This window comes from Sphingopyxis sp. DBS4 (genome assembly GCF_024628865.1).
GTDB lineage: Bacteria > Pseudomonadota > Alphaproteobacteria > Sphingomonadales > Sphingomonadaceae > Sphingopyxis.
Map to the genome: position 1 here is coordinate 2,879,680 of NZ_CP102384.1, position 26,376 is coordinate 2,906,055.

The window sequence follows — 26,376 nt, forward strand, 5'->3', positions numbered from 1 at the left end:
CTTCGGGATCGGGACCTGCGCGCAGGACGTGGGGGAGGCGGACGGTAAGAACGGGCCATGCCCGCCTTCTGCCATCGAAGGCTGAAGGAAATGCCAATGAAGCACCTCCGCCTTGGCGGAGATCGGGCGCAATCGCACCCGCTCGGGCGCCATTATCGATCGATCGCGATGCGCTGCCTGCCGCCGGTCAGGGCGCCCCGCGCGGCTCGTCGTCGTCGACCCCGCCGGGGCCCAGTTCGTCTTCTTCATCGTCGTCGCTGCGTTCGCCGCGATAGGCGTCCATGTCGATCCGGCCCGATCGCTCCATCTGGCGCATATGATCGACCAGATCCTCGACATCGTCGGTTTCGCCCTGCGCCTTGGCCTTGCGACTCTCCCCCAGCGGGCGGGCGCGGCGCGCCGCTTCGGCGACCGTCTGCGCCTGCGCCTCCTCGTCATCCTGTTCGCGGTTCCGCGCTTCGGGGGCTTCGCTGCTGCGCTGGGGATCGTCGATCATGGCCGGCTCCTTTCGAGGGACGACCGGGAAACGCGCGGAGCCGCGCTGCCGTTCCTTCAGGCGGCGGCTGCCAGCACCTTGGTTTCGATCACGCGAATGAAGACCTCGGGATCCTGCGCACCGGGGACGAGCATCCGCCCGCCCAGAATGAAGGCCGGAACCCCCGTCACGTTCCGGTCGGCCCAATAGGCCTCCTCGGTACGCACCATTTCGCCATAGTCGTCACCGGCGAGCAGAGCCGCCGCGCGGCCCTGGTCGAGCCCCACCGACGCCGCGATATCGGCGAGCACCGCGGGATCGCTCACATCGCGATTGTCGGTGAAATGAGCACGGAACAGCGCCAGCTTGAGCGCGGTCTGTACGCCCGTCGCCGCGGCCTGCTCGGGCTCCTCGAGCGCCCCCGCCCAGCTCAGCAGGCGGTGCGCGTCGAAGCTGTTGCGCATCCGGAAACCGGGTCCGCGATTGAAGGCGAACCCCAGGTCGGCCGCGACCGCCGCCATCCTGCCGCTGTTCGCGCGGCTCTGTTCCGCGCTGATGCCATATTTGCGCATCACATGGCTCGCGGCGTCTTCGCCTTCAGGCGGCATATCGGGGTTGAGCTCGAAGGGGTGCCACTGGACGCGAAAGTCCAGCCGCCCCGCGAAATGCGCCATCACCTTCTCGAACTTCAGCCAGCCGACGATGCACCAGGGGCACATCACGTCGGAGACGATGTCGATCGAAAGGCGCGGCAGACCGGTCACGGATTCATCTCCAGCCAGGGGCCGGCCACCGCACTACGACCTGTCGGATTCGCGGCGCTCCTTGCCCGAACGCCGGTCGCCCTTGCGGCGTTCCGGCCCTTTATAATCGGGGTCGTCGGCGACCCGCCGGTCCGTCCCCCGCCTGTCGCCGCCGCGCTTGTCCTCGGCTGCCATACGCTCCCCTCCCACCCAAAGGAAACAGAAGCGACCCGGCGCCAGTTACTCACATAATGGTTAAAAAGACAAGTTTGCGGGCAACGCCCGCTTCAATGCACCGTATCGGCGGACGCCCCGGCCACGACCGGTGCAGGCCGCGACAGCATCCACCAGCTTGCGACCATCAGCCCGGTCGACAGCGCCTCGATGATCATCGCCTGGACGATGCCGGCGTTGACGAGATCGCCGCTGCCGGCTCCGATCAGCCGGCCGACGAGCGCGGTGCCGTACAGCGCCGCCGGCACCAGCAGCGCGCGCGACCAGCCGGGCACCAGCGCGCCCACCGCCGCACCGCCTGCCGCGACGAGGAAAAAGGCCGACAGGTCGGCGCGCACCGTATTGGCGGCCGCGCCTTCGACGACGATGCCGAACAATTCGGTGAAGCTCGCCGGATCGAAAATCCCGCGCAGCCCGACGATCGCAAAGAACAGCGCCCACAGCAGAACGGCGCCGCGCAAGACCCAGTTGACCATGACTCGTCTCCCCTTTTGCACGCAGGCTGCGGCATCGGGAGGGAAAGTGCAATCTATTCCGCGGGAAAGGTTTCTTCGATCCAGCCGCCGCCAAGCACGCGGCTTTCGTCGGCGGCGTCATAGAGCACCGCCGCCTGCCCCGGCGCGACGCCATATTCGGGGGAGGCGAAGACCAGCCGGTCGGCTTCGATGCGCGCGGGCACCGGCTTTGCCATGCTGCGCACCTTGGCGAGCACCGACCGTCCCTCGACCGCATCCAGCCAGTTCGCCTCGCCGAGCCGCGCCCCCGACACCGCGAGCGCGCGGCGCGGCCCGACGATAACGTGCTTCTTTTCGGCATCAAGGCGGACGACATAGAGCGGTTCGGCCTGCCCGCCGATCTCGATCCCGCGCCGTTGGCCGACCGTATAATGGATAAGACCGCGATGCGCGCCGAGGATGCGGCCGTCGACATGGACGATCTCGCCCTGATCGTCGGCTTCGGGGCGCAGCTTTTTCACCAGCGTCGCATAATCGCCGTCGGGAACGAAGCAGATGTCCTGGCTGTCGGGCTTGCCCGCGACGCCGAGGCCCAGGTCGCGCGCGATCTCGCGCACCACGCTCTTTTCGAGGCCGCCGAGCGGGAAGCGCAGGAAGTCGAGCTGTTCCTGCGTCGTCGCGAACAGGAAATAGCTCTGGTCGCGCGCCGGATCGACCGCGCGGTGGAGCTCGGCGCCCGCGGAGCCCATCACGCGGCGGACATAATGGCCGGTCGCCAGGCAGTCGGCGCCCAGATCCTTCGCGAGCTGGAACAAATCGGTGAACTTCACCCCCATGTTGCAGCGCACGCACGGAATCGGCGTCCGGCCCGCCAGATATTCGTCGGCGAACTGGTCGATCACCGTGTCGCGGAATCGGCTTTCATGATCGTGGACATGGTGCGCAAAGCCCAGCCGGTCGGCGACCGCGCGCGCATCGCGGATATCCTGCCCCGCGCAGCAGGCGCCGACGCGCTTCGCTTTGGCGCCATGGTCATAGAGCTGAAGCGTCACGCCGATCACCTCGGCGCCCGACCGCGCGGCGAGCGCGGCGACCACGCTCGAATCGACACCGCCCGACATCGCGACGACGACTCGCCGGTCCTTCAGCGGCTCGGCAAGCTGAAAGTCGGCGCGAACAGCGCCGGCGGGGGGAGAAATCGTCTCGATCATCGCTCGCGCCATCTAGGGATGGATCACCCGAAATGCCAGCTTTTCCGCCGCAAGCGTCAAGATATTGACGGGGGTTAAGCTTCGCTAACAAGCCATGAAATGGGCATTTACTGGACCTTAGCCCCTCTCCGCTAGACGGATGGAATGAACGTCGACCCGTCCGATCTGCCACAGCTTGCCGGCGCGGCCCGCCTGTCGGAGCCGGGATTCGACATATTGCTCGCGGTGTCCACGGCACGCCAGGCGGCCTCGCCGACGGTTCGCATGCTGCGCGCGCGGGCGAGTCGCGAACGCCACGCGGCACGCGTTAACGCCCTCAGCCATTTTCTGGCCGCCGCGCCCGCCGCGACGGAACAAATGGCGGCGCGGCCCGTTCGTTTCCTCGACCTGTCCGATGGAGCGAACGTCCTGACCGAAACTGTGAACAGCCCGTTTACCAGAGGGTTTCAGTCGATGTTGAACCCCTTGCATGTAGCACCCTGGTTGTCGGCCTCGCCGATCCCCCACGACGAAGACAATATGGAATGAACATGATCGAGAATCAGAAAATCCGGCCCGCTCAGGTCATCGGTCCGCTCGGCGAACCGCTGACGCTCGACACGCTGCCGCCGGCGAACACCACCCGCTGGGTCGTTCGCCGCAAGGCAGAGGTCGTGGCCGCGGTCAACGGCGGTCTGCTGACCGTCGATGAAGTGTGCGAACGCTATGGCCTGACGCTCGAAGAGTTCGCCGGTTGGCAGCGGTCGATCGACCGCAGCGGTATGCCGGGCCTGCGCGTCACCCGCATCCAGCACTATCGCGATCTCTACGAGCGCCAGCAGCGCTTCTGATCGCGATCCCGTGCGACATGGTAGGAAGAGGGCGCTTCTGGCGCCCTCTTTTTTTGCCTGAAATCCGTTCGATTCCAGAGATTTGAAAATTTCTTTGCAACTCTGGCGTTCACCCGGCGTTAAGCCCCGGAGTCAACTTTGGAGAAGATTCGATATGCGCAAGACGATCATTGCCCTCACCGCCGCTTCGGCGCTCGCGCTCGGCGCCTGCCAGAGCAAGCAGGCCGATCAGGTCGAGGATCAGGCCGAGGCTCAGTCGGACGCCATCGACGCGCAGGCCGACGCCATGCCCGAAGGCCCGGCCAAGGAAGCGACCGAAGCGAAAGCCGACGCGGTCGAGGACGCCGGCGAAGCCAAGGCCGATGCGATCGACAAGGGCGTCACCCCGCCGTCCGCCGACACCACGACCCCGGCTCCCGAGCCGCAAACCAAATAACGCGTCCCGAACGGACGATAAGACGAAAGGCGCCGGAGCAGAGCTCCGGCGCCTTTTCCATTTTGCGTCCGCCGAAGCTTTGCTGGTCACAATCGCGTCAGCGCATGGAACACGTCCTCGACCCCCGGTGCGTCGGGGTCGGCGCGCAGCGACGCGATCCCGTTCGCGACTCCGAGCGCATATTCGGCAACCCCCGCGCTTTCGGATGTCCACACCGCGCCAAGCGATTTCACCAGTCGGCGTGCCGCTGCATTCTCCGACAGCATATGAATCTCGAGCGTCAGCAGATCCTCGGCAAGGCACTGGATCAGCAGCGCGGCCGTCATCATTCGCGCGAGGCCCTTGCCCTGGAAGGCGTCGAGCACTGCAATCGAGAATTCGCCCGCGGGTCCGTCGGCATAGCGCACCGCATGCACCGCCCCGATCGCCGGCCAATCGTCGCAATCGGTGCAGATTGCGCCCCAGCCGATATGGTCGTGCCCATCGACATCGACGAGCCGCTTGATCACCGCATCGGGGAGCATCGGGGCGGGCGAGAAGAAGCGCAGATAGCGCGATTCGGCGGACAGTGTGGCGATCCCGGTGCGAAGCCGTTCTTCGTCGGCGGGGGTGATGCAGCGCAGCGACACGCGGGTTCCGTCGTTGAGCGCGCTGTGCACGACGATGTGGTCGATCGGTCGTGCCGGTGCCTCGATCATCGCGCTCACCTCCTCCGGTTCCCACAGGCTAATGGCGCGGCACGCCGCTGGCAATCGCAACGCAGCCGACAATGGGAAAAGTTGAAAGAGCAAGGGAACTTAAGGCGTTAAATGGCGTTAGGTGAAAAATTAATCTAGGTTAATGAAGGTAACGGGTCGTGCGCAATTTCTCTCTTTCTCCTTCGACGCCGGGTATCACGCCCGTCGAAGCCGTGCCCGCGGGCGAAGCGGGTCTCGCCGGGGATAATGTCAGTCCGGTTTTCGAGACGTTCGGCGAAAAGCTCTCGCGGCTCCGCAAGGCGCGGTGCTGGACCCAGTCCGATCTCGCGCAACAGCTCGGCGTGACCGAGGCTTCGGTCTGCTATTGGGAACAGAATCGTTCGCGGCCCAAAGCGGCGCGGCTGCAGGCGCTGGCTGCGCTGCTCGGCGCGCCGATCGCCGAGCTTCTGGGTGAAGCCTCGCCCAGCCGCGCGAATCTGGGTGCGATGGTGGCACGGATGCGCTCCGAGATCGCTCAGGCTGCGGGCACCAGCCCATCGAAGGTGAAGATCGTCATCGAAATGTAGGCGGGCGACGGGAAAACCCGCCGCGCGTTGATCAGGCGTCGTCGCCCATCCGCAGCGCGGCGATGAACGCCTCCTGCGGAATGTTGACGTTGCCATATTCGCGCATCCGCTTCTTGCCCTCTTTCTGCTTTTCGAGGAGCTTCTTCTTGCGGGTCGCGTCGCCGCCGTAGCATTTGGCGGTCACATCCTTGCGAAGCGCGGCGATGGTTTCGCGGGCGATCACCTTGCCGCCGATCGCCGCCTGAATCGGAATCTTGAACATGTGGCGCGGGATCAGATCCTTGAGCCGCTCGCACATCCCGCGACCGCGGGCTTCGGCGCTGCCGCGATGAACGATCATCGACAGCGCATCGACCGGCTCGTTGTTGACGAGAATGCTCATCTTGACGAGGTCGCCGGGGCGATGCCCGATCTGGTGATAGTCGAACGAGGCATAACCGCGGCTGATGCTCTTCAGTCGGTCATAGAAATCGAACACCACTTCGTTGAGCGGCAATTCATAGGTGATCTGCGCGCGGCCGCCGACATAGGTGAGGTTCTTCTGCACGCCGCGGCGATCCTGGCAGAGCTTGAGAATCGCACCGAGATATTCGTCGGGGACATAGATCACCGCCTCGATCCACGGCTCCTCGATCTCCTCGATCCGGTTCGGGTCGGGCATGTCGGCGGGGTTGTGGAGTTCCATCTCGGTCGGACCGCCGTCCTTCGACCGGGTGAGCTTGAGCTTGTAGACCACCGACGGCGCGGTGGTGATCAGATCGAGGTCATATTCGCGGGTCAGCCGCTCCTGGATGATCTCCAGATGCAACAGGCCGAGGAAGCCGCAGCGGAAGCCGAAACCGAGTGCCGCGCTCGTCTCCATCTCGAAACTGAACGACGCGTCGTTGAGACGGAGCTTCTGGATGCTCTCGCGCAATTTCTCGAAGTCGTTGGCGTCGGTCGGGAACAGGCCGCAGAAGACGACCGGCTGGACTTCCTTGAACCCCGCGAGCGGCGCCGCCGCGGGCTTCTTGGCATCGGTCACCGTATCGCCGACGCGCGCCTGCGCGACGTCCTTGATCTGCGCAGTGATGAAACCGATCTCGCCGGGGCCGATCTCGGTCAGTTCCTCGCGCTTCGGCGTGAAGCAGCCGACGCGGTCGATCAGGTGGGTGGTGCCCGCCTGCATGAACTTGATCTGCTGGCCCTTCCTGAGCACCCCGTCGACGACGCGGACCAGGATCACGACGCCCAGATAGGGATCGTACCAGCTGTCGACGAGCATCGCGACGAGCGGCGCCGACGCATCGCCCTTCGGCGGCGGAATCTTCGCGACGATCGCCTCGAGCGCTTCCTCGATGCCGATCCCCGATTTGGCGCTGGCGAGCACCGCGTCGTCGGCGGGCAGGCCGATGATGTCCTCGATCTCGGCCTTCACCTTGTCGACGTCGGCGGCGGGAAGGTCGATCTTGTTGATCACCGGCACGATCTCATGATCATGCTCGATCGACTGATAGACGTTGGCGAGCGTCTGCGCCTCGACCCCCTGCGCCGCATCGACGACGAGCAGCGCGCCCTCGCACGCCGCGAGCGACCGCGACACTTCATAGGCGAAGTCGACGTGGCCGGGCGTGTCCATCAGGTTGAGCTCGTAGGTCTCGCCGTCCTTCGCGGTGTATTTCAGGCGCACCGTCTGCGCCTTGATGGTGATTCCGCGTTCCTTCTCGATATCCATATTATCGAGCACCTGCGCCGACATCTCGCGAGCGGTGAGCCCGCCCGTGAACTGGATCAGCCGGTCGGCAAGCGTCGACTTGCCATGATCGATGTGCGCGATGATCGAAAAATTGCGGATATGGGACAAAGGCGTGGTCATGCGCGGCGCGTTAGCAGGGGTTTGCGGCGCTGTCAGCAGACGAGTGACGCCCGTTCCCGGCGCAACCGCGAACCGCCGATCATTCCAACTCCAGCTCTTGGCGGGCGGATCGGGAAACCTGCGACGCCGGACAATGAGTCCAGCGGGCACCATATTCATCGGTGACACTGGTGCGGCTGTTCACCGTGACGATTTGTTCATTGAAAACAACTTTCGCCTCTTCGATTCCGCGGAAAGTTATGCGGTAACGGTTGCCGCCCAAAGCTTCGATGTGCGATCCATCCCAATAATAAAAAAATTGCTGTCGAATCGCTTCGGCGCAGTCGCCATAGGTGGCGGGGGAAGAATAAAATCCCGCTTCGATGGGCGAGGCGGCGGTTGCGCCGCCGCCCGCAGCGGGCTGCGCGCATCCTTCCCGATCCACGAGCTGGCCGTGATCATTGCGCCGTTCGACAACATCGATGGCGCCCCCGGTCCAACCCCACGTCACTTTGGTGACGATGCCGCACCGACCATTGAAGCCGCCGGGCAGGTCGAGCACGTCCCGGTCGCCGCGACGCACGATCATGGCGGGGGCCATCCAGCCCATGAAGCCATCGAAAGCCTTGTAGCCGCCAGCCGTGGAAACGATGAAATCCACCGGCGGCCCCTGATCGCCATAAGCGGGACCGCTGGCGACGCAGCCATGTGCCGGCGTGGTGACGACGAAATCGGGTTTGCCGTCGGCATTGAAATCGGCGGACACGAACCCGCCCTTGCCGCCCGCAAAAAGCCGTTCCACAAGTTCGATGGATTCCGCGTGCCCCGCGAGCGGCGCAAAGCGCACGGCACCGAAACGCTCGCCTTGATCGCGGCACTGGCCGCGCGCGAAGCTTTCCCATGCCGCAGCGGCAGCCGGCGGCAGAGCCGTAGAGGCCGGCGCAGCGGCGGCCGCGGTCGCGATATTCGCGGCCGCGCCGCTCGCCGTTGTCGCCGCATCGACATTGTCGCTGGCGCGGGTCGATTGCGAACCGCATCCGGCAAGCATGGCTGCGGTCAGGAACAGCGAGACAAGGCGGCCACGGTTCGCTGTATGCGGAACGACCTCGCCGTGCAGCGCGATCTTGCAAAAGCGCCGGTTTCTCGTTTCGATATTCGCCATTCGTCATCCCCTCACATCCTGACTGCCGGATAGGGGGGAGAGGCGTTGAAGTCCTGACGGATATCTCAAGAAGTTCTGAAGCTTGCGGCGAACATCGAACCATTGCCGATCACGGCGCTAAATCGCCAGCCACCGTTCGCAATCATCGCGCACCCGCGCGTCCGCATCGCACAGCCCCCGCTCGAGCACCGTCGCCCTTCCCGCCCCTTCCTCGACCGCCGCCAGCGCCGCGATCGCATTCGCCCGCACCCGCGGGACCGGGTGCGTCCGCGCGAACTGTTCGGCGATGTCCTTGCCGTTGTCGGTCAGATGGACGGCGCAGCGGAGCAACATTTCGACGGGGGTCAGCGTCGGGCGCTTTGCAATCGTGCCATGCTCCAAATCAACGACATATTGATCGCGCCACGGAACATGGTCGCCCTCGTCCATGATGTTGAGGCTGATCGACAGGCGCTCGGGCGGGAGCTGGCTGTGGATGTCGCGGTGGGCGCGATAGAGCATCATCCGGCCTTCGCTCAACGCGCTACGCTCGACGAAGGTCAGGTTCAGCGGCTCGCCGAGGCAGCCGTCGACCCGCTCGGCGTCATAGTCGTAATAGTCGCTGACATAGCCCGGACCCCAATAGCCGGCGGTCAGAAACGAGAAATTATGGTCGTGCGGCACGCCATAGGCGAAGGCGGCGCCGCCGCTCGCGGCGTAGACGGCGTCGGTCGCGGCAGGCCACAGGTTGGCACGGAGGAAAAAGCCGCGCGGGCTGCGGTGGAGAAGGAAGACCTGCGCCGAATAGCGGTTCGCCGCGAGTTGATCGGCGTAGCTGGCCTTGAGTTCGGCGATGATGCGGTCGGCGAGAAAGCCCCGATTGCGCGCCAGACCGGCGAGAAGCCGGGCGCAGCGAGCGAGACTGGCTTCGTCCGCCAGATCGACACCGCTCTCGTCGAGCCGCGCGGCAACCTCGGCAAGGTCATATTCGGGCGCGGCGGGCGGATCGATCGGGCGGGGCATGGGAGACTCCTGCTCTCTTCCCGCCTGCGGGCGGGGGTGAATAGAGCGCCAGCGTCGCGGCGGCGGCGCGGCGGATTTCGGGATGGGGGTCCGATGCCGCCATGTGGGCGAGATGCGGCAGCGCCGCGGCCGGATCGAGCGCGATCAGTTCGCGCATCGCCGCCCATCGCGCCGCGAAATCGCCGGTTTCGATCTCGGCGGCGAACAGGGGCGCGGCGTCGCGGCGGCCGAACGCGCGCAGCAGGGCGAGCCCCATCTGCCGGAAGCTGGCGTCGCGGCGCGACGAGGACAGGTGGACGAGGCGGCCGCTCGCCACATCATAGGCGCGCACCGGCAGCGGCGACGCCGGCTGCACCGCGAGTTCGAGGAACATTATGTCGCCGGTCGCATCGGCGAGCGTGAAGCTTTCGCGCGCCGTGTCGAATATCAGGCATTCGCCCGTCACGAGCGGGCGCGCCGTCTCGCTCCGGCAAGGGGCTGCGGCTGCGGCGGTGAAGACGCCCGCCTCTTCGGCCGCGCTGACTGCGACACGATGCCGCTGGATCGACGCGCCGCCCGTGGCGAGGAAGCGGACAGCCGCGGCGCCCGGAACGAAGCGCGCGATCGCCGGTGCTTCCCCGCGCCACTCGAACCGCTGGATGCGGAGCGTCAATTGGATCGGTCCATGCTCCGCGAGAAGCAGGCCGTCCCCGACCGGGGGTAGCGGCGGGACGGCGAAGGGATCGGCAGCGAGCAGCGCGGCCGCTTCGTCCAGCCGGCGGGCAAGCCAGCCGGGGTCGGCCAGCCAGGGCATGAGCGCGGCAAGCGCGACGGCTGGAGGCTCGCCCGCGACCGCCGCCATCGCCGCGCGCAGCCCACCGGACGCCCCGTCCTCGTCCCGCCAGCGCGCATCGAGATGCGATGCCGCGCGGCGGATGCGCTCACGGCGCGGGCCGTCGTGGCGGGGAAAATGATCGTGGCGCGAAACGGCAGCCGTCATGGGAATGAATTGCCGGTTGAAGGGCGGACAGCGGTTTCGGCTGCCCGCCCGGAACGTTCAGCTGTAGATGATCATGGCGACGGTAACGGCGATCTCGAAGACCGAAGGCCCCGAGCTGACGCTTTCCCCCGCGAAAGTGCCGAACAGCCCGACCGCGGTGTCGAGCAGCGGAACGGCGTCGATATCGATGGCAGGCAACATGCATCCTCCTGTGCTTGAGCGGCGGAAAACCGCCGGCACAAGAGCTATGGGCGATGCCCGGCCGCGCCCAGTTAACTTATCGTAATCGGGCGGCGGCGGGTGAGCGGCGATGGACGGCGGCCTGCCGTCAGCGGCACGGCCTTTGCGCAGAGATTTTGGTTCACGTGGAGACGCGGTGAATCTTTTCAGGAGGACAGCCAGAGCGACAGGCCCGGTGGTGGCTCAGTCGGCGGCGCATCGGCGACGTGGCGCACCGCATCGGCGCGGGCGCGGTCGAGGATCGCGGCGGGGATGTCGGCGGGATGGAAGACATGATCGGCTTCCCCCAACAGGCGCGCGGCGCGCAGAGTGAGATCGTCGGGATCGGCGCCGGCGAGGTGGATCGTTTCGAGGCGCGACGGCTGAATGGCGGCATCGCCCGCGAGCCAGTCGGCCAATTTGTCCGCAGCGTCACCGTCCAGCGGATCGAGCGCGCGCCCCGGCGCGAGCGCGGCGTCGATCGCGCGGCGGCGGTCGGCGGCGGCGGGCCAGCGCGCCTTCATCGCGCCGCGCGCGGCGTGGAGCGCGGCCGCGAGCGCGCCGAGGCGCGCGGGGAGCAACGCCTCGATGCGCTGGCGGATCGCCTTGGCGAGCCCCGCCGACGCGCCGCCGGTGCCGATCGCGATGGTCACCGGCGCGCGGTCGACGATCGCGGGGGTGGTGAAATCGCAAAGGTCTGGGCGGTCGACGACATTGACCAGCAGCCCGCGCGCGCGAAGGTCGGCGGCGACCGCTTCGGCGCCTTCGTCGAGCGCGACGAAGGCGAGGCTCGCGCCTTCCTCCCACGCGGGGACGATACGCGCACCGGCGCGCGCGATCAGCCGCGCCTTGGCGTCGGCCGCCTCCCCCTCCCCCACCAGCACGACCGTGCGGCCGGTGAGGTTCAGGAAGATGGGGAGCTGGTGCATGGAATACGCCTAAGCGAAAACCATCGTCATTGCGAGCGAAGCGAAGCAATGACGAGGCTGATTAATCGATCCAGTCAGGCACGCGTTCGGCGGCCATGATCGTGCCCGCGGCGATGCGGTCTGCGACGATGATGGAACGGTCGCCGTCGACGAGCACCTCGGGGACGAGGCTGCGGCTGTTGTAGGTCGAGGCCATCGTCGCGCCATAGGCGCCCGCGGTGCGGAACACCGCGAGGTCGCCCGACTCCACCTTGTCGATCACGCGGTCGCGCGCGAAGGTGTCGCCGGTCTCGCACACCGGGCCGACGATCGACGCGGTCATCTTTTCACCGGTCGGCTGCACTGCGACGAAGTCGTGATACGCATCGTAGAGCGCCGGGCGCGCGAGGTCGTTCATCGCGGCGTCGACGATCACGAAGGGGTTGGTCGCGCCGGGCTTGACCCACAGCACTTCGGTCAGCAGCACGCCGGTGTTGCCCGCGATCACGCGGCCGGGCTCGAACATCAGGGTGACGTCCCAATCCTTCGTCACGCGCGCGACCATCGCGCCATAGTCGGCGGGCGACGGGGGATTGTCGTCGGGCCTGTAGGGCACGCCGAGCCCGCCGCCGAGATCGACATGGGTGATGCTGTGCCCCGCGGCGCGCAAGTCGGCGACGAGGCGGCCGACGCGCTCGAACGCCGCTTCGAGCGGTGCGAGGCTGGTGAGCTGGCTGCCGATATGGAGCGCGATGCCGCGCATCTGAAGCCCCGGCAGCGCGGCAAGGCGCCCGAAGATTTCGGGCGCGACATCGATGCCGACGCCGAACTTGTTCTCGGCCTTGCCGGTCGAGATCTTGGCGTGCGTTCCCGCATCGACGTCGGGATTGACGCGCAGCACCGCGGGCGCGGTCATCTCCTTGGCCAGCGCGATCTCGGCAAGCGCGACGCCTTCGGGCTCATGCTCGATATTGAACTGGCCGATGCCGCGATCGAGGCCCTGCGCCAGCTCGGCGCGCGTCTTGCCGACCCCGGAGAAGACAATGTCCTGCGGCGCCATGCCCGAGGCGAGCGCGCGTTCGAGCTCGCCGCCCGACACGACATCGGCGCCATAGCCCTGCCGCGCGAGAACGCGCAGCACGCCGAGATTGGGGTTGCACTTGATCGCGAAGGCGATGTGCTTCTTCGGCACATCCTTCAGCGCGTCGCGGAACACCTGTGCATGGCGTTCGAGCGTCGCGCGCGAATAGACATAGACGGGGGTGCCGATTTCCTCGGCGATGCGCGGCAGGGGAATGTCTTCGGCGTGGAGGACGCCGTCACGGTATTCAAAATGGTCCACGGTCAGATCCTAGTCTCTATGATCCGTTCGCCCTGAGCTTGTCGAAGGGCCGTCCTTCTCTCCATCGTTCAAGCAAGAACGGTGCTTCGACAAGCTCAGCACAAACGGAAAAAAGGGAAGGCTCAGTGGTCAGCCCGGAGGCGGCAGGTCGAAATCGTCGGGTTCGCGTTTTTCGGACCGTTTGAGAAGTTCGTCGCTGCGCGCGGGCTTGGCCTGCGCGTCAGGCGTCGTGAGCTCCTCCGTGGTCGGGGCGCGCGTCGCGCCGACGGGGATCGTCGGTGCGGGCTGGTTCGCCGCGGGCTTCAGATCTTCTTTCGCGCCGCACGCGCCGAGCAGCGCGGCGGCGGCGCATGTCGTGACGATAAAGATGCGGCGCGTCGCCATCAATCGCTTCCTTCCAGCGCGCCGCGGGCGGCGGCGATCGCTTCCCTTACCCGCTCGGGCGCCGTCCCGCCATAGCTGCGGCGGCTGGCGACCGACGCCTCGACGGTCAGCGCGGCGAGCGCGTCGGGAGTCACCGCGGCGTGGATCGCCGCGGCGTCTTCGGCGGGCAGCGCCGACAATTCAACGCCAAGCTCCTCGGATCGTTTCACGCAGGCGCCGACGATATGATGCGCCTCGCGGAACGGTACCCCCGCCTCGCGCACCAGCCAGTCGGCGAGGTCGGTCGCGGTCGAATAGCCCGAGGCGGCGAGCGCACGCATCCGGTCGGTGCGGAAACTCAGCGTCTCGACCATCCCGGTCATCGCGGCGAGCGACAGCGCAAGCGCGTCGAAGGCGCCAAAGACGGTCTCCTTGTCGTCCTGCAGATCCTTCGAATAAGTGAGCGGCAGGCCCTTCACGATCACCGCAAGCCGCTGGAACGCACCGAGCAGCAGGCCCGCGCGCCCGCGCACCAGTTCGGCGGCGTCGGGGTTGCGCTTTTGCGGCATGATCGAACTGCCGGTCGACCAGGCGTCGGGCAGGCTGACGAAGCCGAAGGGCTGGCTCGCCCAGATCACGATTTCCTCGGCAAGGCGCGACAAATGGATTGCCGAGATCGACGCGGCAGCGCAAAATTCGAGCGCGAAATCGCGGTCGGACACGGCGTCGATGCTGTTCGCCATCGGGCGGTCGAAGCCGAGCGCCGCAGCGGTCGCATGACGATCGACCGGGAAGCCCGTGCCCGCGAGCGCCGCGGCGCCGAGCGGCGATTCGTTGAGGCGGCGGCGCGCGTCGGCGAAGCGGCTGCGGTCGCGGCGGAACATCTCGACATAGGCGAGCAGATGATGGCCGAGCGTCACCGGCTGCGCGACTTGCAGATGGGTGAAGCCGGGCATGATGCTGCCCGCATGCTCGTCGGCGCGCGCGAGCAGCGCGGTCTGGATCGCCTTCAGCCCGCCGTCGATGCGTTCGCACGCGGTGCGGACCCACAGGCGGAAATCGGTCGCCACCTGATCGTTGCGCGAGCGCGCAGTGTGGAGCCGCCCTGCGGCGTCACCGATCAACTGCTTCAACCGCGATTCGACGGTCATGTGGATGTCTTCGAGCGCGAGATCGACCGGAACGCCTTTCGCCCTATATTCGCCGGCGATCTGGGTCAGACCGCTGTCGATCAGGACAGCGTCGCCGACGCTGATGATCCCGGCGGCGCCGAGCATCGCCGCATGGGCGCGGCTGGCGGCGATATCCTCTTCCCACAGGCGCTTGTCGACGGGGATCGAGGCGTTAATCTCTTGCATGATCGCCGCGGGTCCGCCACCGAAGCGGCCGCCCCACATACTGTTACTGTCCGGAGTATCCGCCATTTTCCGAATTCCAAACATCAGGCTGATGATCCTGCCGCTGATGCTGGCCGGATCGACGATCGCGGGCTGCGATAGGGAAAAGGCCGGCGGGGAGCAAGCGGCAGGCGCGCAAGCAAATATTTCGGGCGGTGAAGCGAAGGATGCGCGCGGGGTCGAGACGTTTCAGCATGTCGTCGACCGCAGCCAGGCGGGCAAGGCGGCGCCCACGGCAGCGTTCAAAGGCCCCGACGACGCGCCGGTGACGCTCGCGGCGTTCAGGGGCAAACCGCTGCTCGTCAATCTCTGGGCAACCTGGTGCGCGCCCTGCGTCGCCGAGATGCCGACCCTCGACGCGCTCGCCGCCAGGCAGGGGAAGGCGATGACAGTGATCGCCGTCGCACAGGACCTGCAGGGCGCGGCGGTCGTCGATCCCTGGTTCCAGAAGGCGGGCCTGAAGGCGCTGCAACCCTATCTCGACCCGGAGAACAAGCTGCTCGACGCCGCCGCCGGGGCGCTGCCGACGAGCATCTTCTACGGCGCCGACGGGAAGGAATTATGGCGCGTCATCGGCGCGATCGACTGGCAGGGCGATGAGGCGAAAGCGCTGCTGGCGGAGGGCGGGGTTTAAACCCAGTTCGTCATTCCCGCGAAAGCGGGAATCCCGCTGTCTTCTTTTCTTCCTCTTCGTGCCTTTCTGCGAGTCCAAATAATCTCGCACGAAGGCACGAAGAAAAGCTGGATCCCCGCTTTCGCGGGAATGCCGGAATTTGGAACGAAGGCGGAGAAGGCGAGACGCTCAAGGCGCCCGCCTTCTCCCGGCTAATCACCCGCCCACCGTTACGCGGCCGACGCGATAGCCCTTCTTGCGCATTTCCTTGGTGTAATCCTTGTCGGCGTCGACGACCTCGTTCGACCATTCGTCCCACGCGTCCCAGCGGTCTTCGCGGTCGGTGGCATGGCGAAGGTCGCTGACGAGTTCCTTCTCGGCCTCGAGGATGTCGGCTTTGTAATTATACCAATATTGGTTGTAGACGCCGGCGATCGGCGCCGTGCGGATTTCGGGGCGATCGAACCCCGGCGGCATCGCGCCATAGGGGATCGCGGCCATCGCGGCGCTGGCGGGGAGAGCCGCAAGCGCTACAAAAATCGTCCATTTTTTCATCGTTCTTCTCCTGGTGGACCCTGTGGCCAGGAAAAGAACGAAGGAGCGAGGCCTTTTCTTCCCGGCTCGACGATGATTCCGCACGGCTGGCGGTGAATCGGCGCCCTACCCCGGATGCGCCTCATCGCCGACGCTCGATTTCAGCAGGCCGCGGAACACGTCGCGCGCGTCGCGCTTGCCCTGCGTCACGTCGAACACGTCGCGCGCGATCGGCATGTCGACCCCGTGATGCCGCGCGAGCGCCATCACCGTCGGCGCGCTCTTCACCCCCTCGGCGACCATGTTCATGCCCGCGATGATGTCGTCGATGTGCCGCCCCTTGCCGAGTTCGACGCCGACATGGCGATTGCGCGACAAGGGGCTGGTGCAGGTCGCGATCAGGTCGCCCATGCCGGTGAGCCCGGCGAAGGTCTCTGGCCGCCCGCCCATCGCCACCCCCAGGCGCGTGATCTCGGCCAGCCCGCGCGTCATCAGCCCGGCGCGCGTATTGTCGCCCGCCCCCAGCCCGTCGCCCATGCCGACCGCGATCGCGATGATATTCTTGAGCACCCCGCCAAGCTCGCAGCCGAGCAGGTCGGTGTTGGTGTAGACGCGGAACAGCCCCGAATGGAACACCGGCTGGAGCGCGCGGACGACGATTTCGTCCTCCATCGACAGCACGCTCGCCGCCGCCTGGCCGGTCATGATCTCGCGTGCGAGGTTCGGCCCGGTGAGCACGCCGACGGGGTGGCCGGGCAGCATCTCCTCGATCAGTTCGGTCATCCGCTTGCCCGAAGAAAGCTCGAGTCCCTTGGTAAGGCTGATCACCGGCACCCACGGGCGAAGGTGATTGCGCGCTTCCTCGAGCACACCGCGAAAACTGTGCGAGGGCACCCCCATCACCAGCACGTCGGCGCCCGCGACGACCTCGGCCATGGCGTTCGTCGCGCGGAGCGCGGCGGGCAGCTTCACGCCGGGGAGATATTTGCGGTTCTCATGGCCTGTATTGATGCTTTCGACGGTTTCGGCATCGCGCGCCCAGAGCGTGATCGGCGCGTTGCGCGACACCACCGACGCGACCGTCGTTCCCCAGCTTCCCCCGCCGAGCAGCCCCACCTTCAGGCGCATGTGTCTCTCCCGCTGTTTTGCCGGAGAGTGGCGGGGTTACGCGGGATTGGCAAGACGGTCCTCCCTGTCGCGCAGCGATGGGGAGGATCATAATTGGCGAAGAAAATCCTTCATCGCGTCGGAGGTCGCCTTGGGATCCTCTATCATCGGGACATGGCCGACATGCTCGAAGACCTGCGACCGGCTGCCCGCGATCCCCGCTTCGAGTACCGGGACGCAGCTCACGTCGAGCAGCTTATCATGACGCCCCCACAGGATGAGCGTCGGCACCTTGACCTCGCCGAGCCGGTCGTTGAGCGGATGATCGCGGCCCTCGATCGCGATCACCCAGAAGATCGCGTCGAGCTGGTCGCGGTATTTGAGCGCATCGGCGTAGAGCACGGGCTTCAGCCGCGACGGAATGTGCGGCGGTTTGTGGACGACCATCGCCACCAGCCGGTCGGCATCCTCGAGCCCGGCGAGGACGAGCGGGTTGTAATCCTCGTTCGCGGCCTGTTTCTGAAGCTCGCTTTCCTCGGCGCCGTTGACCCCGGCATTGTCGAGCAGGATCAGGCTGGCGAGCGCATCGGGATAGTCGATCGCATAGCGCAGCGCGATCCAGCCGCCCATGCTGTTCCCGGCGATATGCGGCCGGACGAGACCGAGCGCATCGGCGAAGGCTTTGAGGCGCGCGGTCTGCGCCGCGATGTCGTAGGCAAGGTCGGGGTTGCGTTCATTCTCGCCGAAACCCGGCAGGTCGGGCGCGATGACATGATAGTCGCGCGTCACATAGGGCGCGAGAAAGGACCAATTATCCTTGTCGCCCGAAAAGCCGTGGACGAGGAGCAAGGTCGGTTTCGCGGGATCGCCGCCCTCCAGAAAGGGCCAAGTGCGGCCATCGACGACGACGCTCTTCTGCACCGTACCGCCGCGCTTGCGGAGCAGCCAGCGGCCGAGCGCGACGAGGCGGCCGGGGAAGACGAAATAGAATAGCGCCAGCGCGATCAGCGGGGCGGCGATGAGAGTGAGGAGGAATTTCATCACGTGCAGGATTTCCCTCTCAAACCACTCGTGTCGAGCGAAGTCGCGACACGAACGGGATTGGGGCTGACTTCAAGCTGCGATATGCGCATCGAACCAGCCGATCAGGTCATCGAGTACCGCATCGCGCTCGGGCTCGTTGTAGATTTCGTGGAACAGGCCCGGATAGATTTCGAGCCGTTTCTCCTGCGACGACACATGATCGAACAGATAGCGCGAGCCCTCGGGCGCGGCGAGGCTGTCGACGGCACCGTGCTGGAGCAGGATCGGGAGCGTGATCTTCGACGCCCCCGCCCGCGCGGCCGCCATCGCGTCCATGAACTCCTTGCCGAGCCGCGCGCCGATCTTGCCGGTGTAGACCAGCGGGTCGGTAAGATAGGCGGCGACCACCGCGGGGTCGCGGCTGACGCCGTTCGCGTCGAGCGCCAACACGCCGAGGCGCGGGAAGAAGCGCGAGAGGAAGCGGCTGATCCAGACGGTGAAGCGCGACGGCGGTGCGCCGGGGACGATGGCGGGCCCCGAGAGCGCGGCGGTGACGAAAGCATCCTGCCGCTCGATCAGGAACAAAGTCGCGATCAGCCCGCCCATGCTGTGGCCGAGAAGCAGGCGCGGCGCACCGGCATGATTCACCTCGACCAGGGTCAGCAGCTCGGCCATGCCGTCGGTGAAGGCCGAGAAGCGCGGCACGAAGCCGCCCTCGCCGTCCGACCGACCGTGCCCCCAATGGTCGACCGCGTAAACGGCATAGCCGGCATCGGTCAGCCGCTTCGCGACATGCGCATAGCGCCCGGCATGTTCGGCATAGCCATGCGCGAGCAGCACCACCGCCTTCGGCAGCCCTTCGGGAAGCCAATGGGTGACGTGCAGCTTCGCCCCCGCGCCGGCCGAGCCCGGCGGCAGCATCACCGCGGCTGCGCTCAACGGACCGCCTGCTTCAGCGCCGAGGCGCGGTGGCCGGGGCCGTCGTCGCCCGCCTTGTCGATCTTCGCCAAAATCGCGTCGAGCGCGCGGCTGATCGCGGTCTGGGTGCGCACCATCTCGACCTTCGGCCAGGCCGTGCGCATGCCGGTGTCGATCAACTCGTCGATATCCTCCTGCGCGAGGTCGGAGAGGATTTTCGTCGGCGACCAATATTTGGGCGGGCGGATGATATTGATGTCGCCGGTATAATCCTGATTGATCACCGAGCGCGCCATGTTCGCGAGGCTGTTGAGCGGCGGCACCATCTCAAGCGGCTTCTGAAAGATCACCATGTTCGCGTTGAGCCACGCCTTGAAGGTCGCCATCGACGCATGTTGAATGGCCTCGAGCGGCGCCATCTGCTTGCGCGTGTCGGTCGCAAAGGGCAGCGCGAGCGGGTTCGCCTGGCTGACGATGTGATGGTTGACCCCGTACAGCCGTTCGAGCCGCTTGGTCGGGATGTCGTGCGTTACCGACCCGTCGACCCAGCGCCGGTCGGGCTGATAGGGAACACGGTTGCCGTCCTCGTCGCGCGCCATCAGCATCACCGGCGGAAAGACGCCAGGCACCGCGCAGGAGGCGAGCACCGCCTCGCGGATCAGCACGTTGGGCGCGGTGATCGCGTTGAGCAGGCGGCCGTTCTGATGCTTTTCGGCGGGCGCGACCGAGACGTTGAGGTGGCGGCCCGAAATCTCATAGGCTTCCTGAAAGGTCAGGTCGGGGATCAGGTCGGCGAGGCGGCCGCGCACCTCGTCGGGGGCGAGGCGCTTCATCTCGGGATCGCGCGCGGGATTGGCGAGCCGCCGGCTTTCGAGGAAGGGGCCGACGTCGGCATTCTTGCGCGTGCAGACGATCGCCGCGACGATCGACCCGCCGCTCGATCCGGCGAGAATGTTCGGCAGCACGCCTTCGTCCCACAGCGCCTTGACCACGCCGACGTGGAAGAAGAGGAAGCTGCCCGAGCCCGACAGCAACAGTGCCGAACGGCCGTAGCAATGCTGCGCGCGGCGGAAGAAGTCGCGCTTTTCCTCGCGCGGGATCGCGCGCGATGCGGCGATCCTGTCGAGCGCCGCAACGACTTCGGCAATATAGGCCTCGATCAGCTTCTTCGTCCCGAAGCGCGCCTTCTGATAGAGGCGTTCGTGCCCCATGCCGTCGATATTGCCGTGAATGCCCTCGTTGAGCACGAACAGCAGTCCCTTGACGTCGTTCGCCGCCGACAGCTTGCGGAGCTTTTCGAGCCGGGCGCGGATCGCCTTGTAATCGAAATGCTGGCTGTCGTCGGCATCGCGCCACGCCTGCATCCCCGATTTGGCGTCATGCGCCTGCGCGGCCTTGGCCCAGGCGGCATAGTCGGGCGCTTTGGCAAGCTCGGCATCGGCGCTGAGCGTCGGGGCGAAGATCATCCGGTTATCCTGCAAGATGGTTTATTTTTTCCGATTCTTGCCGGTTGCGTTGCCTTTGGCAACCGGTTTCGCCCTGACTTTCGCGGCAGGTTTCGGCGCAGGCTTTGCCTTGGCCCTGCTCTTCGCGGTCGGCTTCGGCGCCGTCTTGGGCGCCGCCTTCGGCTTTGCCGTAGCGGCTTTCGGCTTCGCCGGCACCTTTTCTGGCTTCGGCGTCGCGGCCATCAGATCGGCGAAGCTTTCGTCGATGCATTCCCTGAAAAAGGCGATGTCGGGCATGATCGCGCGCTCGCAGATGATCGAAAAGGCGATGCGGCCGTTGTAGCTGGGGGTGGCGACGAACAGCCCCATATTGTTCGCGAGCGGTGCCATGCCATGCTGCTGCACCAGTTTTGCGCCCGCGAGATAGAGCGGCACCTGCGCCCCCGGCACGTTCGAGATGAAGAGGTTGGTGCCGCGCACCGCGAAGCGCTCGCTGGTCAGGATGCGCGCGACCGCCGCCATCGTCGCGCCCGGGATATGCTGCGACAGGTCGGTCATGATCCGCGCGCTGACCCCCGCCTTCGCCTCCTTCGCCTCGACCGTATAGTCGCGCACCGCCGCGAGCCGTTCGAGCGGATCGGCGATGTCGGTGCGGATCGGCACGCTCATCGCCGAGACCTGATTGCCGGGGGTCGAGGCCTTGCCCGCGCTTTTTTCCTTGCCGCGCAGGTTGATCGGCGCGACCGCGACAAGGCTTTCCTTCGGTAATTCCTTATGCTTCGCGAGATATTTGCGCAGCGCGCCGCCGACGGTGGTGAGCACGACGTCGTTGACCGTCGCGCCCGGCACTTTCTTGCGGATTTCGGCGACGTCGGCGAGCGCGACCGTCGTCGCATCGAACATCTTGTGCGGACCGACGGGGACGTTGAAGCGCGTTTCGGGGACGCCGGCGGTCATCCCGCCCTCGCCGATCGACTTGCGCGCCGAAGCGACGATCGCGGGCGAGACCTTCATCAGCGCATTGATGAACTTGACCGGCGACTGCATCGACGCCGACCAGGCGCGCGTCATCGTCTCGGCGCTCGACGGCGCGCGGCCGAGGTCCTCGACCGGCGGCGGCTCGGCAATCGCGGGCGTGCCCTTCGCGTCGATGTCGCTCATCGCGATGAAGGCGTGCGCGCCCGAGGCGCCGTCGACCGCGGCGTGGTGGACGCGGTGGAGCATCGCGAAGCTGCCTTTCGGGATGCCGGGGATGCGGTCGAGTCCTTCGATGATGTAGATGTCCCAGAGCGGCCGGTTCATGTCCATCGGCTTCGAAAACCAGCGCGCGACCGCGATGCAGAACTGCCGCCAGTCGCCGGGTTCGGGCAGGCGCGCGTGGCTCATATGCGCCTCGATGTCGAAATGCTCGTCCTCGACCCAATAGGGATGGTCGAGATCGAAGGGCAGCCGGTGGAGGCGGCGCTTGAACAGCGGCGAGGTGTGCACCCGGCTTTCGACGTGGCGGATGATGTCCTTGAAGCGCACGAAACCGCCCGGCGCGGTCGAAGGGTCGTAGATATAGACCCCCATGATGTGCGTCAGATTGTTCGCGGTCTGCGTGTAGAGGAACTGGGCATCCTGCGCGCTGAGTTGCTTAAGCATCACTTCCTCCATCCTTTACCCGTCATCCCGGCGAAGGCCGGGATCTCGCCGGTGCGTTGTTACGAGAGGGTGAGATCCCGGCCTTCGCCGGGATGACGGAAAACGGGGCGGATGCGTCAAGCATCGCCCGCCGCCGGCAACCGGTCCGCCAGCGCCGTCGTCGACAGGCGCATCGATTCCATCACATTGGCGAGCCCGCGCAGTTCGCCAAGCAGCGCGCGCCGCGCGGCGAGACCGTCGGGGGTCGCGGTTTCCGCCAGCCCCATATGCCGCATCAGCGACAGGCCGTTCTCGAAAAGCAGCTTGCCGATCGCCGCCTCGCTGCTGATCCGGCGCAGCAGATAGGCCTGCCGCCCCTCGACCAGCGCGGCATCGAGCAACGCCTTCGCATCGACCTGCTCCCCCGGCTTCGCACGCGCGAGCAGGTCGGCAACGACCGAATAGGCCTCGGCAAAGGGCAGCAATATCGCATGGCCGACCACGGGCTGACAGCGACGCAGAAGCTGCGCAACGCCGCGGTCGCCGCTCGCGAGGCGGCGGTCCCAGACGGGATCGATGCGCGCGAGTTCGGCCTCGATCGCGGCGCGATGCTCGTCGCGCGGCGGATAGAAGAATTCGAATTTGAAGAGATCGCGAAGGCGGTCGATCTTTGCCCAGAAAGCCGCGGTGACATCGCCTTTGTCGGCGTCGCGAAGCTCGAACAGCGCCAGCTCGATCATCGCACGATCGAGGAAATGATGCGCGATGATGTTGCGGTAATAGCTCGCCATCGGATGCTTGGCGGGGTCGATCGAATAGATGGTCTCGCTCCCCGCTTCGTAGCGGGTCAGAAGGCCGCTTTCGACGAGCGTGTCGATGGTCGCCGACAGCGCGGCGTCGTCGCCGCTTTCGAGTTCGCGGCTGAGCCGGATGTCGCGCTCGCGCGCCCAGCGGGTGACCGCGCCGATCGCGGCGAGCAGTTCGGCGGCGGTGGCGCCGCGCGGCGCGAGGCCGAGCAGGATCAGGCACATCAGCGAGGTGACGGTGAGCGGCGTCACCCGGTTCGCTTCGACCGCGACCGCGAAGGCGATGCGTTCGAGCGCGCGCTTGTCGTCGGCATCGGGCGCCTGTTCGATCACCACCGGGTCGCCGATGTCCAGGCGGATACGGCCCGAAGGCTCCTTGAGGCTCTTCATGTAGCCAATGAACCAGCTCAGCGATTCGGGCTTCTTGGTCCGCCCGGTCTGCTCGGCGGCATATTCCTCGACGTCCCGGATCAGGTCGAAACTGGTGACGAAGGGCACGAAATGCACGCCGCCGGTCCCGGTCGCGTGCGCGGCATCGAGGACATATTTCATCAGCCCATATTTGGGCGGCGCCAGCTTGCCGAGCCGCGAGCGCGTTCCCTCGAACGCCCAGCTCAGCGGAAAGCGCTTGGCGAGCAGCCAGGCGATATAGTGGCGCAGCACCAGCTTGTAGAGCGGCTGGTCCTGAAAGCTGCGGCGGATGAAGATCATCCCCGAACGGCGGAAGAATTCGCCCATGATCGCGAAATCGAGGTTCGCGCCGCCGAACAGGTGCAGCATCGGCATGTCGTTATCGTAGGTGAGGCGGCTGGGGGTGGCGCCGTCGATATAGGTCTTGTGGGTGAAAAGGATGCAGGTCGGATGTTCGCGCAGGACCGAGCGGAGTTTCGCCAGCTCGGCCGCGTCGACCTCCATCTCGGGCTCGTAGCCACCGAACATCATGCGGTCGAGGCGGGCGCGCAGGTCGAGGAACAGTGCCGAGGGCCGCGCGATCACCTCCTTCATCAGCGGCCGCGCCTCGCGGTAGAGATCGGCCACGGGGCGGCCGAGCTGGCCCGCAAGCTCGGCGAGCGCGGCGCGGAACTTGGGATTGGTGCGCAGGCTGTCGGCGACGAAGCGCGGCACCTTGTAGCGGCTGCCCCTGATGCCGCGCTCGGCGACGTCGAGCGCGAGCGCCGCCTGCCGCGCGACGAAGCCCGCGAATTCGGGGCTGTCGGCGCTCGCGCCGTCGCCGCCGCCGGTCTGCGCACAGAAGCGATCGCGCAGCGCATCGAGCGTCGCGGCCTCGCCGACGAGGATCTGCGCGCGCCGCCGGTCGCGCCATAGGATGGCGCGCGCGCGCAGCGGCCCCGGATGGCGGGGGTCGCCGAAGATCAGGTGACGGAACTTGAGCGCGCGGCCGCGGTCGAAGGCGGGCATCCGCCACGCGACGCGCAGCGGCACGACCTGCCGCGACGGCGCCCCGTCGAGCCGCGTCCGCAGCGCATCGACCGGCAGCGCATGGTCGCCATCCTCGATGTCGAGGCTGGCCCAGGCGGGCGCTTCGTCGCCCGAGGTGGAATGAATCCAGTCGAGCAGGACGCGCCGCTCGGCTCCGTTGCGCGCGTCGATGATGTAAAGCCGGTCGGCCGCCTGCTCCGCCATGACCGGGGTGCGGGGGATGCCGTCGGCCATGGCTTACACCTTCTCCGTCATTGCGAGCGAAGCGAAGCAATCCAGGGTTGAGCGGACCGCTCTGGATTGCTTCGCTTCGCTCGCAATGACGATGTGGTACATGCGCTAGGCTTTCCTTTCCTTTCGGGGAGAAGCCTTCTTCTTCGCCGCCTTTGGCTCGACCTTCTTTTCCGCGGCCTTCTTCGCCGGCTTCGGTTTCGCTGCCGCAGGCGACGCCGCAACCTCGCTCTCTTCCTCCGCCTGCCCCAGCGTGCGCAGGAACATGTTGCGCACCTCGCGGACATGCGCGTTGAGCGTCCTAACGCTCCACCCGGAGGTATCGACCGGCGGCAGCACGGTGACGCGCACCGTCGCGGGGCGCATCACGAACTCGTTCTTCGGCGCGACGTCGGTCGCGTTGTGGATGACGATCGGGACCAGCGGCACCCCCGCCTGCATCGCCAGATGAAAGGCGCCCTTCTTGAAGGGTTCGAGCTTGGGCGTCAGGCTGCGCGTTCCCTCGGGCGCGATGCAGATCGACTTGCCTTCCTTGCGGATCGCATCGACCAGCGGCTCCATCGCCTTGATCGCGCTCTTGCCGTCGGCGCGGTCGACGAAGACGGTGCCGCCCCATTCCATCAGCTTCCCCAAGATGGGGATGTCCTTGATCTCCTTCTTCCCCACCCCGCCCATATCGCGGCGGATGAGCTTGGCGAGGATCATCACGTCCGCCTTGCTCTGATGGTTGAAGATGAAGACGCACGGGCGCGACGACCAGAGATAGCGCTCGTCCTCGACCTCCAGCTCGACGCCGGTGATCGCGGTCGCGAAATCGCCGAACAGGCCCATCGAGAAATTGACCGCCTCGCGCTGCGAGCGCGTCAGCGCCCAGATCGGGAGGCCGGCGGCAAAGGCACCGATCAGCGAGCCGGTCGCATAGATGGTGCGCGTATAGTCGACCCACGACGGCGTGCCGCGGCTCGCGAAGCGCTGCACCGGCCAGTTCCGCTCGTCGGCGATGCCTTTGAGCTTCATGTTCGGATTGAGCGGGCGCGGCTTGCCGACGCGTTCGAGCAGTTCGATATCGTCGTCGCTGTCCGAATAGAAGAAGCTCTGATCGAGATCGAGGCCATATTCGGCGGCGAGTTCCTCGGCCGCGAGCACCTTGCCCTCGCCGAAGCACAAGGGGCGGACGATCTCGCCGGTGAAGACGCCGTCCTCGATCTCATAGGCCGAACATTTGATGTCGGCGATGCCGAGGTCGCGCGCGGTCGGTTCGATCTGATAGATCGTCGCCGACGAGATGATCGCGACGCGGTGCCCCTTCGCCTGATGCGCCTCGATGATCGCGCGCGTTTCGGGATAGATTTTGCGCGCGATATGTTTTTTGTACAGCTCTTCGCCGAATTGGGTGAAGCTCTCCTCGTCGACGCCCTTCATGAATTTGGCGGCCGCCGACATCAGGCCGGAGAAGCCGATGTTGCCGAGGCTGTGCTGTGCGATCACCTGCGCGGTCTCGGCGATCTCCTCGACCGACATCTCGCGGCGCTGGAATTTTTCGCGCAGCATCGCGGTCGCGGAGTAGCCCGAGATGATCGTTCCGTCGAAATCGAAGAGCGCGGCGATATGCGATCCGGGTTCGGACGCCAGGACTTCTTCCAAATGCGGCTGTGGCCTCGGCACGCGCATCTCCCCACAAGCGGCTATATTGCCGCCTTTCCCTGCACGATGGCAGCAAAGATGGGGTTAATCAATGGCGCACGGATCACCAAAAAGCGCCGCGCTCCCGCGAAGGCGGGA

29 protein-coding genes are annotated in these 26,376 nt (G+C 66.3%); 6 read left to right on the forward strand and 23 right to left on the reverse strand.

Going from position 1 to position 26,376, the window contains the following annotated elements:
* Positions 1–187: 187 nt before the first annotated feature.
* The 5 genes from NP825_RS13670 to mnmA all read right to left on the reverse strand — a co-directional run bounded on the left by NP825_RS13670 (position 188) and on the right by mnmA (position 3,118).
* The gene (locus NP825_RS13670) at positions 188–496 is read right to left on the reverse strand and encodes a hypothetical protein (protein WP_257544392.1); all 309 of its coding nucleotides are present in this window, start codon (positions 494–496) and stop codon (positions 188–190) included.
* Positions 497–552: 56 nt separating this feature from the next.
* Positions 553–1,239 (reverse strand): DsbA family oxidoreductase, encoded by a 687-nt coding sequence (locus NP825_RS13675; protein ID WP_257544394.1) that lies wholly within the window; start codon positions 1,237–1,239, stop codon positions 553–555.
* 33 nt (positions 1,240–1,272) lie between these two features.
* The gene (locus NP825_RS13680) at positions 1,273–1,413 is read right to left on the reverse strand and encodes a hypothetical protein (protein ID WP_257544398.1); all 141 of its coding nucleotides are present in this window, start codon (positions 1,411–1,413) and stop codon (positions 1,273–1,275) included.
* Between the two features lie 92 nt (positions 1,414–1,505).
* Positions 1,506–1,928, reverse strand: coding sequence for a hypothetical protein (locus tag NP825_RS13685; protein ID WP_257544400.1), 423 nt, complete (start codon positions 1,926–1,928; stop codon positions 1,506–1,508).
* Between the two features lie 53 nt (positions 1,929–1,981).
* On the reverse strand, positions 1,982–3,118 hold the full coding sequence (gene mnmA, locus NP825_RS13690; protein WP_257544402.1) for a tRNA 2-thiouridine(34) synthase MnmA: 1,137 nt from the start codon (positions 3,116–3,118) through the stop codon (positions 1,982–1,984).
* A 144-nt stretch (positions 3,119–3,262) separates the two neighbouring features.
* Here mnmA and NP825_RS13695 point away from each other — a divergent pair, with 144 nt between their 5' ends.
* The 3 genes from NP825_RS13695 to NP825_RS13705 all read left to right on the forward strand — a co-directional run bounded on the left by NP825_RS13695 (position 3,263) and on the right by NP825_RS13705 (position 4,384).
* Positions 3,263–3,646: a hypothetical protein gene (locus NP825_RS13695; RefSeq protein ID WP_257544404.1), complete on the forward strand. Its 384-nt coding sequence runs from the start codon at positions 3,263–3,265 to the stop codon at positions 3,644–3,646.
* 2 nt (positions 3,647–3,648) lie between these two features.
* A complete protein-coding gene (locus NP825_RS13700) occupies positions 3,649–3,948 on the forward strand; it encodes a DUF1153 domain-containing protein (protein ID WP_242770829.1) in 300 nt (99 codons plus the stop codon).
* Positions 3,949–4,102: 154 nt separating this feature from the next.
* A complete protein-coding gene (locus tag NP825_RS13705) occupies positions 4,103–4,384 on the forward strand; it encodes a hypothetical protein (RefSeq protein ID WP_257544409.1) in 282 nt (93 codons plus the stop codon).
* A gap of 86 nt (positions 4,385–4,470) precedes the next feature.
* Here the strand turns inward: NP825_RS13705 and NP825_RS13710 are convergent, their stop codons facing one another.
* Entirely contained in the window at positions 4,471–5,082 is a 612-nt protein-coding gene (locus NP825_RS13710) for a GNAT family N-acetyltransferase (RefSeq protein WP_257544411.1), read from the reverse strand.
* A gap of 158 nt (positions 5,083–5,240) precedes the next feature.
* Between NP825_RS13710 and NP825_RS13715 the strand changes: the two genes are divergently transcribed.
* Positions 5,241–5,648 carry a helix-turn-helix transcriptional regulator gene (locus NP825_RS13715; RefSeq protein ID WP_257544413.1) on the forward strand — a complete coding sequence of 136 codons (408 nt, stop codon included), beginning with the start codon at positions 5,241–5,243 and terminating at the stop codon, positions 5,646–5,648.
* A 31-nt stretch (positions 5,649–5,679) separates the two neighbouring features.
* Here NP825_RS13715 and lepA read toward each other — a convergent pair whose 3' ends face one another.
* Both lepA and NP825_RS13725 read right to left on the reverse strand, forming a co-directional pair.
* Positions 5,680–7,503, reverse strand: a complete 1,824-nt coding sequence (gene lepA / locus NP825_RS13720; protein WP_257544415.1) for a translation elongation factor 4 — start codon at positions 7,501–7,503, stop codon at positions 5,680–5,682.
* A gap of 79 nt (positions 7,504–7,582) precedes the next feature.
* Positions 7,583–8,248 (reverse strand): hypothetical protein, encoded by a 666-nt coding sequence (locus NP825_RS13725; RefSeq protein ID WP_257544417.1) that lies wholly within the window; start codon positions 8,246–8,248, stop codon positions 7,583–7,585.
* On the opposite strand from NP825_RS13725, the gene NP825_RS13730 reads away from it, so the two are divergent.
* On the forward strand, positions 8,189–8,677 hold the full coding sequence (locus NP825_RS13730; protein WP_257544420.1) for a hypothetical protein: 489 nt from the start codon (positions 8,189–8,191) through the stop codon (positions 8,675–8,677). The genes NP825_RS13725 and NP825_RS13730 overlap by 60 nt on opposite strands.
* Before the next feature lie 84 nt (positions 8,678–8,761).
* Here the strand turns inward: NP825_RS13730 and NP825_RS13735 are convergent, their stop codons facing one another.
* The 7 genes from NP825_RS13735 to argH all read right to left on the reverse strand — a co-directional run bounded on the left by NP825_RS13735 (position 8,762) and on the right by argH (position 14,854).
* Positions 8,762–9,646 (reverse strand): transposase, encoded by an 885-nt coding sequence (locus NP825_RS13735; RefSeq protein ID WP_257544422.1) that lies wholly within the window; start codon positions 9,644–9,646, stop codon positions 8,762–8,764.
* Entirely contained in the window at positions 9,606–10,625 is a 1,020-nt protein-coding gene (locus NP825_RS13740) for a HEAT repeat domain-containing protein (RefSeq protein WP_257544424.1), read from the reverse strand. Before NP825_RS13740 ends, NP825_RS13735 begins: the two co-directional genes overlap by 41 nt.
* A 57-nt stretch (positions 10,626–10,682) precedes the next feature.
* Complete coding sequence (locus NP825_RS13745; protein WP_257544426.1) at positions 10,683–10,826, reverse strand: hypothetical protein; 144 nt, start codon at positions 10,824–10,826, stop codon at positions 10,683–10,685.
* A 185-nt stretch (positions 10,827–11,011) separates the two neighbouring features.
* Positions 11,012–11,773: a bifunctional precorrin-2 dehydrogenase/sirohydrochlorin ferrochelatase gene (locus NP825_RS13750; RefSeq protein ID WP_257544429.1), complete on the reverse strand. Its 762-nt coding sequence runs from the start codon at positions 11,771–11,773 to the stop codon at positions 11,012–11,014.
* A 61-nt stretch (positions 11,774–11,834) separates the two neighbouring features.
* A complete protein-coding gene (gene lysA, locus NP825_RS13755) occupies positions 11,835–13,094 on the reverse strand; it encodes a diaminopimelate decarboxylase (protein WP_257544431.1) in 1,260 nt (419 codons plus the stop codon).
* 129 nt (positions 13,095–13,223) lie between these two features.
* A complete protein-coding gene (locus tag NP825_RS13760) occupies positions 13,224–13,478 on the reverse strand; it encodes a hypothetical protein (protein ID WP_257544433.1) in 255 nt (84 codons plus the stop codon).
* Positions 13,478–14,854 (reverse strand): argininosuccinate lyase, encoded by a 1,377-nt coding sequence (argH, locus tag NP825_RS13765; RefSeq protein ID WP_257551466.1) that lies wholly within the window; start codon positions 14,852–14,854, stop codon positions 13,478–13,480. The genes NP825_RS13760 and argH overlap by 1 nt, the downstream gene beginning before the upstream one ends.
* A gap of 52 nt (positions 14,855–14,906) precedes the next feature.
* On the opposite strand from argH, the gene NP825_RS13770 reads away from it, so the two are divergent.
* On the forward strand, positions 14,907–15,488 hold the full coding sequence (locus tag NP825_RS13770) for a TlpA disulfide reductase family protein (RefSeq protein WP_257544435.1): 582 nt from the start codon (positions 14,907–14,909) through the stop codon (positions 15,486–15,488).
* A 195-nt stretch (positions 15,489–15,683) separates the two neighbouring features.
* Here the strand turns inward: NP825_RS13770 and NP825_RS13775 are convergent, their stop codons facing one another.
* The 8 genes from NP825_RS13775 to NP825_RS13810 form a co-directional block, all read right to left on the reverse strand.
* Positions 15,684–16,022: a hypothetical protein gene (locus NP825_RS13775; RefSeq protein ID WP_257544438.1), complete on the reverse strand. Its 339-nt coding sequence runs from the start codon at positions 16,020–16,022 to the stop codon at positions 15,684–15,686.
* A gap of 105 nt (positions 16,023–16,127) precedes the next feature.
* On the reverse strand, positions 16,128–17,129 hold the full coding sequence (locus NP825_RS13780) for an NAD(P)H-dependent glycerol-3-phosphate dehydrogenase (RefSeq protein WP_257544440.1): 1,002 nt from the start codon (positions 17,127–17,129) through the stop codon (positions 16,128–16,130).
* An 87-nt stretch (positions 17,130–17,216) separates the two neighbouring features.
* Positions 17,217–18,149: an alpha/beta fold hydrolase gene (locus tag NP825_RS13785; protein ID WP_257544442.1), complete on the reverse strand. Its 933-nt coding sequence runs from the start codon at positions 18,147–18,149 to the stop codon at positions 17,217–17,219.
* A gap of 72 nt (positions 18,150–18,221) precedes the next feature.
* Entirely contained in the window at positions 18,222–19,070 is an 849-nt protein-coding gene (locus NP825_RS13790) for an alpha/beta hydrolase (protein ID WP_257544444.1), read from the reverse strand.
* Entirely contained in the window at positions 19,067–20,515 is a 1,449-nt protein-coding gene (locus NP825_RS13795) for a DUF3336 domain-containing protein (RefSeq protein ID WP_257544447.1), read from the reverse strand. Before NP825_RS13795 ends, NP825_RS13790 begins: the two co-directional genes overlap by 4 nt.
* 21 nt (positions 20,516–20,536) lie before the next feature.
* Positions 20,537–22,138, reverse strand: a complete 1,602-nt coding sequence (locus NP825_RS13800) for a wax ester/triacylglycerol synthase family O-acyltransferase (protein ID WP_257544449.1) — start codon at positions 22,136–22,138, stop codon at positions 20,537–20,539.
* Positions 22,139–22,254: 116 nt separating this feature from the next.
* On the reverse strand, positions 22,255–24,597 hold the full coding sequence (locus tag NP825_RS13805) for a glycerol-3-phosphate 1-O-acyltransferase (protein WP_257544451.1): 2,343 nt from the start codon (positions 24,595–24,597) through the stop codon (positions 22,255–22,257).
* 105 nt (positions 24,598–24,702) lie between these two features.
* Positions 24,703–26,265, reverse strand: coding sequence for an HAD-IB family hydrolase (locus NP825_RS13810; protein ID WP_257544453.1), 1,563 nt, complete (start codon positions 26,263–26,265; stop codon positions 24,703–24,705).
* Between the last annotated feature and the right edge of the window lie 111 nt (positions 26,266–26,376).